This window comes from Streptomyces sp. NPDC032822, from assembly GCF_055578825.1.
Genome location: NZ_JBVIOL010000004.1, coordinates 41,437 through 53,500 on the forward strand (window position 1 = coordinate 41,437; position 12,064 = coordinate 53,500).

Sequence of the window (12,064 nt, forward strand, 5' to 3'; positions counted from 1 at the left end):
CACCCCCCTTGATGTCGGTGTCGATGTCCGTATCGATGTCGATGTCGGTGCCCGGCGCGGGCACCGGTGCCCGCGCCGGTCTCGCTACTGCGCGAGGGGCGCCACCGTGGGCGCCACGATCCGTACGTAGTCCTCCGTGGCCATGACCACCGACCGGTCGAGCCGGCCCGCGTTGAAGGCGATCTCCTCGTGGGCGGCGAGGAACTCCGCGTCCACGACGACGGGCAGCGCGCCGGTCAGCGACAGGGGCGGAATGGCGCCGACCACACAGCCGGTGAGCTGCTCGGCCAGTTCCGACGGGGCGAACCCGCCCTTCTTGCCCTCGACCGCGGCGACGACCTTCTTCAGATCCGCACGCCGGTCACCGGCGAGCACGGCCAGCACCGCCGGGGCCTCGATCCCCTTCACCCGGCACACCAGCGCCTTCGCGCCCTGCGCCACGGTCGTGCCGCGTACCGCGGAGACCTCCTCGGAACGCCCCTCGGCCGGGTGCTCGACCACGCGGTACCTGGCCTTCTCCCGGTCGAGAAGGTCGACGATCTGCTCGAAGGGAGTCTCGACGGAACTCTCGACAGCGCTCTCAACGGAACTCAACTGCGGCCTCCCACGGCCTCGGCGGGCGTACGGCCACGGAGCGGGGTCGCGTAGCACCGCTCCAGCCGGCTGACGAAGGTGTCGACGAAGGACGGCGGTGCCTCGGTCCAGGACCGCCAGTCGCGTGTCGCCTCCGCAAGGTACGACATGCGCCGCACGTGCTTCCAACTGCCGTCACCCGTAGGTGAATTGAGATCGACGGGCAGATGGGCGCGGAGCGCCTCCAGATAGTCGGCGTAGACCCCGCTGCCGAAGTTCACCCGGGCCACGCCGTGGGCCGGCAGGGACGCGAGGTCGACCCGGGAGAGCGAGCTGCCGCCGTGTACGACGAGCGCGCGGCCGGAGCCGCCCAGGACACCGGTGAGGGCCCGGACCAGCCCGTGGTCGATCGCCGCGTACCGGTGCTCGCGTGCGGGCGAGGTCGCGAAGACCTCGTCCCACAGTTCGGTCTTGCGCCGGGCCTTGGCCAGCCGCCGTTCCAGCCACTCCCTCTCCAGGGCATCGAGGAGCGGCCGTTGGAAGACCGGGACGCGGGCGCGGGCCTCGCGGAACACGGCGTCGAGCCGCGGCCCGGCATCCGCCCCGCCCCCGCCTCCCTGTGCGGGTCCGTGTACGTCTCCTTCGGTGGTGGCCCGGCGGGCCAGCGCGGCCACCAGCCGGTGCTCGGCCGAGTAGCCGGGCAGCCCGGCGTCCGTGAGGTCCTTCTCGACGCGCGCGCAGGCCTCGGCGAAGGCGTGCAGGTCGTCGCCGGTGGCCCGGTCGTCCATCAGACCGACCTCGGCCAGGGACCGGCGGGTGGCGGCGAAGCCGTAGTCGAAGCTGTGGAACTGGCCCACGTGCGCCCCGACCAGGTCGAGGTCCGTGTCCTCGACGAACCGGGTGAAGTCGCTCGTGGTGGTCTTGTTCCACTTGCGCAGTCCGGCCCCGTCGATGGAGCCGATCTCGCCCTCGACAAGGACGCCGTACCGTCGTGCCAGGTCCGTGGCCGCGTTGGTGAACAGCACGTTCTGGTGCAGCGTACGACCGGATCCGTCGACCATGACCGAGTCGAACCCGGCCTCGCAGGCGGCCTGGATCACCTCGTAGTCGTCGGCGTGGTCGAGATGCAGCCGCAGCCGCGAACCGAGCGCGGTGTTGAGCCGGTCGACGTCCTGCTGGAGCGTCCGGAAGACCTCGGCGACGGCGGCGACCGGACCCCGGCCGGCCCGGTCCGCGACGAACAGCAGGGCTTCCTGCGGCGAGATCTCGCAGTACACGTCCCGCCGGGTGCGCGCCGAGAGCAGGGCGTACGGCAGCAGCATCGAGGGGTGCTTCACGTTGAAGTTCGGCACGGTCCCGGCCCAGCGGGCGGGCGCTGCCAGGGCCTCCCCCGCCGGTGCCGTGCCCGGCCGCCGGTTGCGCAACTCCCAGTGGTACTCGCGCCGGACGCGCTGCACCTCGGAGAGGAAGTCGGGCAGGTCCGTGTCACCGGGCGAGAGGGTGCGCACCAGCGGTCCGAGGGCCCGGGGGTCAAGCGCCCGGGGGTCCTCGACCATGAACACCACGCCGAGCAGCGGGTCGTCGCGGCGCAGCGCCTCGGTGCGGCGGGCCGCCCAGGACATCGCGGCCAGGCCGCTGACCGGGAGTTCCTCGCAGACGAACGCGACCGACTGCGCGGCGAGGGTGCCGAGCACCCGCTCGCAGGACAGCCGCTCGTCGGCGATGACGGTCCGCAGTTCGAGGCGCTCCAGCAGCGGCCGGGCCCATTCGGTGTGCCAGACCTCGGCGCCGACCACGGCATGCGGGACGTCCCGGGGCCGGGTCCGCCCTCCGGCACCGAGCACGCCGGGCGGGAGCGGGGGGCGGGGAATGACGCGGGACATGGGGTTCTTGGGGCCCTTGGAGGCCGCGGGGGCACCGGGTTTCGCCGCGCCGGCCGGAACCCCGCCGCTCGCACGTGTCACCGTACCGACCTGGTTCGCCGGAGCCACCGCGGCCACCGGAACCGTGGAGGGCGGCACGTTCACCGGAGCCGCCGAGGGCGGCACGCTCACCGTGTCCACCACGTTCTCCGTGCTCATCGGAACACCTCCCCCAGCAGACGGGCCGCGGCCGGCGAGTCGACGTAGGCGTCGAAGGAGTAGGCGAGCCGGTCCAGCGGGTGGTGCTGGAGGAGGTCGGCGACCTCCGCGCGGACCGCGGTGGGCTCGGCGCGGCGGAGTACGACCTTCGCCACCAGCCGGGCCACCTCGCGCATCTCCGCCTCGCGCAGCCCGCGCCGGGTCATCGCCTGGACGCCGAGCCGCAGCCCGTGCAGCCCGTTGGCGCCCGGCACCTCGATGTTGGTGGTGCGGATGCCGGCGTGCGCGAGGTCGCCCAGGGACAGCCGCAGGGAGTCGGCGGCCGACCCGGTGATGAGGTGCACCTGGTGGGTCTCGGTGAACCCGAAGGACTCCCCGGAGACCCGTACCCCCTCCTCGTGCAGGGCGTGCGCGAGGGCCTTGGCGTTGGCGACGATCTGACGCGCGTAGTCGTGGCCGTAGAGGGCGATCTCGGACAGCGCGATGTACATCGGAGCGATCAGCTCGGCGTGCGAGTTGCTCTGCATCTGCGGGCAGACCCAGTCCGACACCGCCCGGAGCTTGGGGTGGTCGGCGTCCCGGAAGGCGATGTACGCCTTCTGCGGCCCGGCGATCGTCTTGTGGGTGTTGCCGTGCACGGCGTCCGCGCCGAGCAGCGTCGGCTGCGGCAGCACCCCGCCGGCGATCAGGGCGCCGTCGTGGCTGGCGTCGTAGGCGAGGAAGACGCCCTCGGGCAGTGCGGCCCTGATCTGCGCGAGCGGCTGCCAGCGCAGCTTGAACGACTGGTCGAGGATGACGAGTTTGATCTCCGGGTGCTCGGCGCACAGCGTGGCCAGCCGGTCCACGTCGATGAGCAGGGTCCGGTCGACCATCGGCAGGTGGTACGTGTTGACGCCGGCCGCGGTGGCCAGTGACTCCAGGGCGAAGTGGCCGCCGTCCTTGTGCGCGAAGTGCACGAAGCCGTCGCCGCGTCCGCAGGTGCCGAGCAGCACGGCCTGTTCGGCGACCGAGCCGCCGTTGGGCCGCCAGTCGAAGGTGGCCGACTCGAAGAGCTGCCGGCCGATGCCGGTCAACTTCCCCACCAGGGACGCGTTCGCGCCGGAGTCGGGGAAGGCCCACTCGCCGGCGTCGGTCGGATACGGCGGGGCGAACTCGTAGAAACCGCCCTGCAGTCCGCTGCCGAGCATCCGTACCAGTTTGCTCGGGTAGTTCTCGCTGGCCGTGAGGCTCAGGTGCTGCTCACGGTAGGTGTTGTCGAGCACGAAGTCCGAGGAGAGCCGCTCCAGGAGGTGGGCGACCCGGTCGTCCGACCAGACCTGGCCGAACCCGCCGCCGTCACCCCCGGAGGCCTCCTCGATGATGCCCTCGGCCGCTACGACCGCCGCCTGTGCCTCGTCGTCCACCAGACCGACGCCGCTGTCTTGTTCTGCCGCGCGCATGAATCAACCCCCGCTGCATGCCGGAAAGAACCCAAAGAAGGGAGAGAAAGGAAAGGAAGACGCGAAGGAGGTGAGGGGCGACACCCGCGCACGACACTGTGCGAGGCAGTACGCCGGGCCCGCCGGACCATGCCGGACGCAGCCGTCGATGTTCTGCTACGAGCCTCCCCCGAACCCAGCTCTCCGGGGCTCGTCCCGGAGGCGTCGACACGTCAACCCGGCCGACTGTACCGGCCGAAGATCAACTCCGGTCGGCGAAATCAGGCCGCTCTCCACGCCCGCCCTACCTGCGGAAACCACGCTCTGTGGAAAGTGCGTAACGCAGACAAGACCTACCAAGAGGTCCGGCCGGGCGGCCCGAATTTCACGCCGAATGCCCCCTCGGTGCGATACGTACGGAATGCCCCGCGGGGCACCCGAAGTCCCGCCCCCGGCCTGACTGGAATTCGCCCTACCCGACGTGTCCTAAAGGCGCAGCAGCCGCTGGGTGATCTCCCGGTACTGGCGCAGCGCGAGCCGGAGTTCGGCGGCCTGCTCCTCGGGGTCCTGCGCGTCGGCGCTCTGCGCGTCGAGGTCCCGTGCTTCGAGACCCTGCGTTTCAAGGCCCTGCGCTTCAAGACTCTGCGCGTCGAGGTCCGGTGCCTCGGTGTCCGGGAGTCCGGGATCCCGGGGGCCGGCCTCCTGCTCCTCCCAGCGCGCGCGGAGGGCGCTCCGCTGCGCGGCGAGGGCCTCCACAAGCTGCGCGACGGCGTCGTCGTAGGCGCCCTCGGCCTCTTCCAGCGCCTCACGCGGGGTGTCGGCGAAGTGGTTGAGGGCCCGCCCCAGGCGCTGGACGATCTTCTCCCGCTCGCCCGGCGGGACCAGCGGTTCCGGGCCGGAGGCCCGGCGTTCGGTACGGCCGGCGGACCGGTCCGGGAGCTGCTGGGCGCGTGACTGGTCGTACATCATCGGTGCCGCTTTCCTGTACGTCGTGTCGTGTTACGTCGTGCCGGGTCCTCCGCAGCGGCATGGCTCTGAGCCGTGCCGCCAGTCAACGTCCGACGCCGACCCGTGTCAACGCGGGGTCGGTTACTGTGCGCGAATGTCAGACGCGCGTTCGCCCGGCGGCTACCGGACGGGCGGCCTGTGGGCCACGGTGGGGATCTCGCTCGGTGTCCTGGTGGTCGGTTCGATACCGGCCCTGTTCGGCATGCTCGAATTCGACGAGCGGTGCGCGCAGGGACTGACCCGGGGCCCCGGGGAATTCCTGCGGACCCGGTACGAGGCGTTCCCGCCGGCCACCGTCTGCGAGTTCCAGCACGGAGAGATCGCGTCCACAGGCGGCAGAGGCGCACTCAACCTCGTGCTCTGGGCCGCCTTCCTGACCCTGGTCGTCTGCCTGTTCGTGGCCCTGGTCGCGGAGTGCTGCGACCCACCGCTGGGCAGCGCCCTGGTGGTCCCGACGTCCAGGACCGAGAAACTCCGCCGCACCGGAGCAGCGGCCCTCGTGACCAGCTCCGTCTTCCTCATGTTCTACGCCCTGACCGGCTGGAGACTCCTCAGCGGCCCGTCCTCGGCCTGCGCCGCCGGGGCGGACTGGGGAACCGATCCGCCCAGGACCCTGAGTCACAGCTTCTTCCCGCCCCAGGCGACCTGCCGGTACAGCAGCGGCCTGACCCGCCGGATGAACCCCGACTGGATGGCCTCCCTGACCGTCGAACTGGCCGTCCCCGCCCTGCTGGCCGCCCTCGCCTTCACCCTGGCCTGGCGCCGCCGGGCAGCGGAACGCCGAGCGGCGCGGCAGGCACCGCGGGCCGGGGCGACCGTCCCCGAGAACGCCACGAGCCCCGGTCCAGACGTGGTCTGAACCGGGGCTCTGCCGTAGGCACTGGTGGTTCGGGACAGTTGGTCGGTGTCCGGAACCACCGGGTCAGGCGGTGGTGATGTTCTCCGCCTGCGGGCCCTTCTGGCCCTGGACGACGTCGAACGTCACGGCCTGGCCCTCCTGAAGCTCACGGAAGCCCGAGGAGTTGATCGCGGAGTAGTGCGCGAAGACGTCCGGGCCGCCGCCGTCCTGGGCGATGAAGCCGAAGCCCTTCTCCGCGTTGAACCACTTCACAGTTCCCGTAGCCATAGTCATGCCTTCCAGTCGATGAACGTCTCCCCCTCCATAGGGGGAGACGGAGGTGATCGCCCTGGTCCCTGCGGCACAGCACAGCAAAATGCCCACACCTAAGGCGTGGGCAAGGGGAACTCCGAACCACGACAGCTGACACAGACGCTACCTGTCCGCACACGTCATCACCACAGAAATCTCCCGCGTCGTATTCCGGCCACGCGGGTGGGTGATGGCCCGCCGGTGCCGGCGGGCACGCTCACCTCAGGTCGCAGCCGACGCGTTGGACGGTCCTTCGGCGCGACGGTATTCGGCGTTGATGCGCTGGGCTTCTTCGAGCTGGTCTTCGAGAATGATGATCCGGCAGGCGGCCTCGATCGGGGTGCCCCGGTCGACGAGTTCCCGCGCGCGGGTCGCGATGCGCAGTTGGTAACGGGAGTAGCGGCGGTGGCCGCCCCCCGAGCGCAGCGGAGTGATCAGCCGTGCTTCTCCGATGGCGCGGAGGAAGCCGGGAGTGGTGCCGAGCAGTTCGGCGGCCCGGCCCATCGTGTAGGCGGGGTAGTCGTCGTCGTCGAGACGGCCCAGCGACTCGTCTGCTGTCATCTCACCTCTCTGTGGAACGCGTAGAGGGGCCTTGGTGCCGTACGGCACCAAGGCCCCGAAGGAACTGCAAACACCATCTGCCGGCCCTACTGCTGCGCCGGCCTTCTGTTTCCGCACGGCCGTCCGACACTTCGACGGGGGTGCGGGGATCGCGAATGTGTGACCGGAGACCACCTCACTATCGATGTCCTGCGGTACCCGGGCTCAGATGTCCGCCCGGGCGATCCTGATGGCGCTCGACTCCTCCGTTCTTCCCTCTGAAACTCACTACTTACCGAACGTGAACTGCTGGTACTGCCACCGCGTCGATCGCGGTCCTGCTCATGGCGGCCCCTGATCACCGCGGGCCACCCGGTCCGGCCGTCAGTCCCGTCGCCGTCCTACGAAAAACTGGCTTCGAGACTCCACCGCCGCACCGTCCTACGTGTACTGCTGCCCGACAGTTCGTGTCTGCCGGGCCTCGCTCGATCTCGGCTACAAGAGAAACAGTAATGATCCGAACGCCCAATGTCTACTCCAGCAAGAACAGATTTTGGTGGGCCCGACGATGAGGTATCCACCCTCGGCCGGCCTTCGGGCATCCGCGCACGTCGATGGGCTGTCACCACCGGTCACCCGGGGCACCGTCGTGCCGTGCGGCGAAGAGCCCGCCGCCGTCGGCGCTGTCACGCGGGCGGATCCGGTGCGGGTGACCGCAGTGGTCCCGGCCGGCGGCGAACCCGCCCCGGACGACCCGGCCGACACACCGCCCCGGACATCCGCCGGCCATGCCGTATCGGATGCCCCCGAGGACGGGGCCGCCCCGACACCTGCGCGGCTTGGTCGTCCGGCCGGTTGTCCAGGAAGGTACAGCCATGGCACACACGCAGAGCGCACCCGACGGTTCCACCGAGGCAGCCAGGAGCGCGGGATCTCAGGACGCGGAGGGCCGGGAGGGCGTCAGTGGACTCCTCGACGATCGGGCCCGGCGCACGAGACGCCGGCTGGAGCGGCTCATAGGGATCGCGGCCACGGAAGGCAACGCGCTGCTCCCCTTGCGCAACGGGGACGAGATCTTCGGCGCCATGCTGGGCCGGATCCGTTCCGCCCGGCACACCGTGGACATGATGACGTTCGTGTACTGGAAGGGGGAGATAGCCCAGCGGTTCGCCGACGCGCTCGCGGAGCGGGCGCACGAAGGAGTGCGCGTACGGCTGCTGTTGGACGGTTTCGGGAGCCGGCTCATCGAGAAGGACCAGTTAGAGGCGATGGAGCGGGCCGGGGTGCAGGTGGCCTGGTTCCGCAAGCCGATGTATCTGTCTCTGCTGAAGCAGAACCATCGCTGTCACCGCAAGGTCCTGGTCGTCGACGAGGAGACCGCCTTCACCGGTGGCGTCGGCATCGCCGAGGAGTGGTGCGGCGACGCTCGCAACCCTGACGAATGGCGTGACACCCACGTCCAGGTGAGTGGCCCCGCGGTGGACGGGCTGGCCGCCGCCTTCGCCCAGAACTGGGCCGAGTCCCACAACGAACTCTTCGACGACCGCGACCGGTTCACCGACCACACCCCCCAGGGCGATGCCGTGGTGCAGGTGGTGCGCGGCTCGGCCAGTTTCGGCTGGCAGGACATGCAGACCCTGCTCCGCGTGGTGATCGATACGGCGGAGGAGAGAATCAGGCTGGCCACCGCCTACTTCGCACCCGACGCGTACTTCATCGAGCTGCTGTGCGCCGCGGCCCGCCGGGGGGTCGAGGTGGAGATCCTGCTGCCGGGCCCGTACACCGACAAGCGGGTGTGCCAACTGGCGGGCCAGCACTACTACGAGGATCTCACCGAATGCGGGGTGAAGATCTACCAGTACCAGCCGACGATGCTCCACACCAAGGTCGTCACCGTCGACAGGGCCACGGCGCTCATCGGCTCGACGAACTTCAACCGTCGCTCTCTCCACCACGACGAGGAAGTCATGCTCGCCGTACTGGACCCCACGTTCACCGCGACGCTGGACCGTCACTTCACGGAAGACCTGAAGCACAGCGAACTCATCGGTGCCGGACGGTGGAAGCGACGCGCGCTGCTCCAACGCGTCAGGGAGACGGCCGTCCTACCGATCCGACGCTTCCTCTGACCTGTCCGGCGGCCTCGACGCGCACCCCGACCGGCCCCGTCTCCGGACCTGCGGGGCGGGCGGCGGACGGCACCCCACGTCGGCGTTCACGCCCGCTGCCGGCCTGGACCGGTAACGAATCCGGGAGGGGCGATCCAAGACCATGGCGTGGTCGGCGGAGACCTGGGCACACGGAGGGGGCACGGCAGGGAGCTGCCGGCCGCCGACAGCGCGGCCGACCGGACTCTCTGCCCCACACCGAGGAATCTGAAGATCGGAACCGAAATGATTGTGCTTGGCGCCATCCTGCTCATCATCGGCATGCTGGTCGGTATATCGCTGCTGACCACCGTGGGCGGAGTGCTCGTCGTGGTCGGCGCGGTGCTCTGGATTCTCGGGGCGAGCGGTCGCAAGATCGGCGGACGCAAACACTACTTCTAGTACTCCGGCAGTACGGAGCTAGCCCCAGGAGCGGGCAAGGGCACTTCTGACGGCTCTTGAAACGGCCTGGGGGGGGGTGACCGACGCCATCGACGACACCTCGTCGCGCTCGGCCGAGTGCACGCCGGCCACACAGCCCGGGTACGGCGACATGCACGGCCGCTGCATCCAGACCAAGGACCTCCACCTCCCCCACAGCGGTGGCCTGCTGCTCCCACGTCGGTGCGACATGCGCCGGATCCGCCGAGGTTCTCGTAGTGGTCGCACAAGGCGGAGCCGGGCGGTCACCCCGTGGGTGGCCGCCCGGTCTCATTCGTCTCTGCCCTCTCGGGCCGGCGACGGGCCAGCACGCGATCATGAAAGAGCCCCAAAACGGGCGCGCCCCCAGCTCGAAGTGCCTCTGAGCTGGGGGCGATTGCGTAGGCCCTGTGGGACTCGAACCCACAACCAATGGATTAAAAGTCCACTGCTCTGCCAATTGAGCTAAGGGCCCAGGCGATGTTGCCTCCCCGAGCATAGCCGGAGGAGGCCGTGTCTCCGATCGGGTATCGGGGACACGGCCCTGTCGGCCGGTGGATCACCGGTGGATCACTGGCCGATCGGCACGGGATCACACGCGGATCGGCACAGGATCATCCACGGATGGTGGGCGAAGTGCTACGGATCGACCGGTTCGGGGGCGTTCACACGGGCCGCCGCCAGGGAACGGGTCCGTTCGTGGTCGGGGTTGAGGAACCAGTGGCGGGCCGAGGCCAGCCACCAGGTCGCGGCGAAGCCGAGGACGACGAGGACGGCGACGGGGGCGTAGTTGAACGTCTCCCAGGTGACCGGGGAGACCTGCGGCAGCATGAACAGGATCGTGATGACGCCGACCCACGCCACCGACACCACCCCCACGACCCGGGACCAACGGCCCAGGTGCCACGGCCCGCGGACGAAGTCCTCCCCCTTGCGTAGCCGCAGCAACGTCGGGATGACGTACGCGATGTACAGGCCGATCACGGCGATCGACGTCACCGCCGCGTATGCCGTCACATTGATCAGGTAGGGCAGGCCCAGGACCAGTGCGGCGCCGGCCGCGAGCCACACCGCGGCGACGGGGGTGCGGGTGCGCGGGCTGACCGTGTGCCAGACGTGGGAGAAGGGCAGCGCGCCGTCGCGCGAAAACGCGTAGATCATGCGGCTGTTGGCCGTCACCGAGGCCATGCCGCAGAACAACTGCGCCCCGATCACGACCAGCAGCAGCAGCTTGCCCGCCGTCGCGCCGAGCGCGTCCAGCAGGATCTGGGCGGGCGGCGCCCCGGTCGGGGACGCGAGGGCGCCGTCGTACGACTGGATCGCGAAGGTGAAGCCCAGGAGGAGGACGAAGCCCGCGATCCACGACGTCCAGATGGACTGCACGATCCCCTTCGGGCCCGCCGTCGACGCGTCGTGCGTCTCCTCGGTCATGTGGGCCGAGGCGTCGTACCCGGTGAAGGTGTACTGGGCCATCAGCAGGCCCAGCAGCACCACGTACATCCCGCTGCTCCAGCCCGTGTTGTTCACGAACTCGCCGAACACGAAGGACGCCGACTGGTGGTGGTCGGGGACGAAGGTGAGCGCGCCGACGATCACCGCGACGCCGATCACGTGCCACCAGACGCTCACGCTGTTCAGCAGGCCGACGATACGGACGCCGAAGGTGTTCAGCAGTCCGTGCAGCACCAGGATGCCCGCGAAGAGCAGGACCGTCCGGCCCGGTGTCACCTCGAAGTCGAACTGGAGGTTCAGATACGCGCCGAGGAAGGACGCCGCCCCGAAGTCGATGCCCGCGGTCACGGCGACCTGGCCGAGCACGTTGAACCAGCCCGTGAACCAGGCCCAGGCGGCCGCGGTCCGGGCGGGGGCCAGCCGGTGTGCCCAGAAGTACAGGCCCGCCGACGTCGGGTAGGCCGAACAGATCTCGGCCATCGCCAGTCCGACGAACAGCGTCATCAGACCGACCGCGACCCAGCCCCACATGATCACGGCCGGGCCGCCCGTGTTCATGCCGAAGAGGTAGAGGGTCAGGCAGCCCGACAGGACCGAGATGATCGTGAAGGACACCGCATAGTTGGAGAACGCCGACATGCGGCGGGCGAGAACCTGCGTGTAACCGAGCTGGGCCAGCCGCTCTTCATCAGAGAGCCCACTCGCTTTGGCGTCATCTGTCATGTCCCCAGCGATTCCCACCCCAAGGGCGTGACACACGTCACAACTTGGCTAGAAAGGGCCCCTTGCGGCCCCGCCGACCGAGAAGGGCCCGTACGACCGAAGTCGTACGGGCCCTTCTCGGATCAGCTCACTCGGCGTCGGCCGCCGAACGGTCGGCCGTCGCGCCGCTCAATCAGCCGTTGCGCTTCCAGCGCGGCTTGTCGTCACGACGTCCGAAGGACGACGAGCCGGTGCCACTGCCGGTACCGGTGCCGCGGTGGTCGTCACGACGGCCGTAGGGGCGGTCGTTGGAGGCACCGGAGCGGAAGCCCGGGCGGTCGCCCTGACGGTCACGGTTGAACGGGCGGTCGCTGCCGCGGTGTCCGCCACGCTCGTCCCGACGCTCGAAGGGGCGGGCCGGACGGTCGTCCCGGCGAAAGCCACCGCGGTCGGCGCCACGGTCGTTGCCGCGGTCGGTGCCGCGGTTGTCGTCCCGGCGCTCGAAGGAGCGGGGGGCGCCGCCACGGTTGTCGTCACGACGGTCGTCGCGGCGGAAGCCGCCACCACGGTTGT

General features: G+C 69.9%; 10 protein-coding genes, 1 tRNA gene and 1 pseudogene. 3 read left to right on the plus strand and 9 right to left on the minus strand.

Annotation, left to right across the window (positions count from 1 at the left end; all coding sequences use genetic code 11):
- Positions 1 to 84: 84 nt before the first annotated feature.
- The 4 genes from ACZ5VD_RS12615 to ACZ5VD_RS12630 all read right to left on the minus strand — a co-directional run bounded on the left by ACZ5VD_RS12615 (position 85) and on the right by ACZ5VD_RS12630 (position 5,041).
- Positions 85 to 594 (minus strand): YbaK/EbsC family protein, encoded by a 510-nt coding sequence (locus tag ACZ5VD_RS12615; protein WP_468682221.1) that lies wholly within the window; start codon positions 592 to 594, stop codon positions 85 to 87.
- Positions 591 to 2,654 (minus strand): class II fructose-bisphosphate aldolase, encoded by a 2,064-nt coding sequence (locus ACZ5VD_RS12620; protein ID WP_468682222.1) that lies wholly within the window; start codon positions 2,652 to 2,654, stop codon positions 591 to 593. The genes ACZ5VD_RS12615 and ACZ5VD_RS12620 overlap by 4 nt, the downstream gene beginning before the upstream one ends.
- Entirely contained in the window at positions 2,651 to 4,093 is a 1,443-nt protein-coding gene (locus tag ACZ5VD_RS12625; RefSeq protein ID WP_468550284.1) for a PLP-dependent aminotransferase family protein, read from the minus strand. Before ACZ5VD_RS12625 ends, ACZ5VD_RS12620 begins: the two co-directional genes overlap by 4 nt.
- Before the next feature lie 465 nt (positions 4,094 to 4,558).
- On the minus strand, positions 4,559 to 5,041 hold the full coding sequence (locus ACZ5VD_RS12630; protein WP_468550283.1) for a hypothetical protein: 483 nt from the start codon (positions 5,039 to 5,041) through the stop codon (positions 4,559 to 4,561).
- 133 nt (positions 5,042 to 5,174) lie between these two features.
- On the opposite strand from ACZ5VD_RS12630, the gene ACZ5VD_RS12635 reads away from it, so the two are divergent.
- On the plus strand, positions 5,175 to 5,939 hold the full coding sequence (locus tag ACZ5VD_RS12635; protein WP_468682223.1) for a hypothetical protein: 765 nt from the start codon (positions 5,175 to 5,177) through the stop codon (positions 5,937 to 5,939).
- Positions 5,940 to 6,002: 63 nt separating this feature from the next.
- Here the strand turns inward: ACZ5VD_RS12635 and ACZ5VD_RS12640 are convergent, their stop codons facing one another.
- Together ACZ5VD_RS12640 and ACZ5VD_RS12645 are read right to left on the minus strand one after the other, a co-directional pair.
- A complete protein-coding gene (locus ACZ5VD_RS12640; protein WP_164320436.1) occupies positions 6,003 to 6,206 on the minus strand; it encodes a cold-shock protein in 204 nt (67 codons plus the stop codon).
- Positions 6,207 to 6,452: 246 nt separating this feature from the next.
- Positions 6,453 to 6,791 (minus strand): MerR family transcriptional regulator, encoded by a 339-nt coding sequence (locus ACZ5VD_RS12645; protein ID WP_468550281.1) that lies wholly within the window; start codon positions 6,789 to 6,791, stop codon positions 6,453 to 6,455.
- A gap of 854 nt (positions 6,792 to 7,645) precedes the next feature.
- Here ACZ5VD_RS12645 and ACZ5VD_RS12650 point away from each other — a divergent pair.
- Positions 7,646 to 8,899, plus strand: a complete 1,254-nt coding sequence (locus tag ACZ5VD_RS12650) for a phospholipase D-like domain-containing protein (RefSeq protein ID WP_468550280.1) — start codon at positions 7,646 to 7,648, stop codon at positions 8,897 to 8,899.
- 147 nt (positions 8,900 to 9,046) lie between these two features.
- A complete protein-coding gene (locus tag ACZ5VD_RS12655) occupies positions 9,047 to 9,319 on the plus strand; it encodes a hypothetical protein (RefSeq protein ID WP_468550336.1) in 273 nt (90 codons plus the stop codon).
- A gap of 420 nt (positions 9,320 to 9,739) precedes the next feature.
- Here the strand turns inward: ACZ5VD_RS12655 and ACZ5VD_RS12660 are convergent.
- From ACZ5VD_RS12660 to ACZ5VD_RS12670, 3 genes and pseudogenes are all read right to left on the minus strand, one after another.
- Positions 9,740 to 9,812 (minus strand) — tRNA-Lys (locus tag ACZ5VD_RS12660).
- Positions 9,813 to 9,976: 164 nt separating this feature from the next.
- Positions 9,977 to 11,512 carry an amino acid permease gene (locus ACZ5VD_RS12665; protein WP_468550279.1) on the minus strand — a complete coding sequence of 512 codons (1,536 nt, stop codon included), beginning with the start codon at positions 11,510 to 11,512 and terminating at the stop codon, positions 9,977 to 9,979.
- 172 nt (positions 11,513 to 11,684) lie between these two features.
- Positions 11,685 to 12,064 (minus strand): annotated as a pseudogene (locus ACZ5VD_RS12670) (DEAD/DEAH box helicase); the annotation flags it as partial.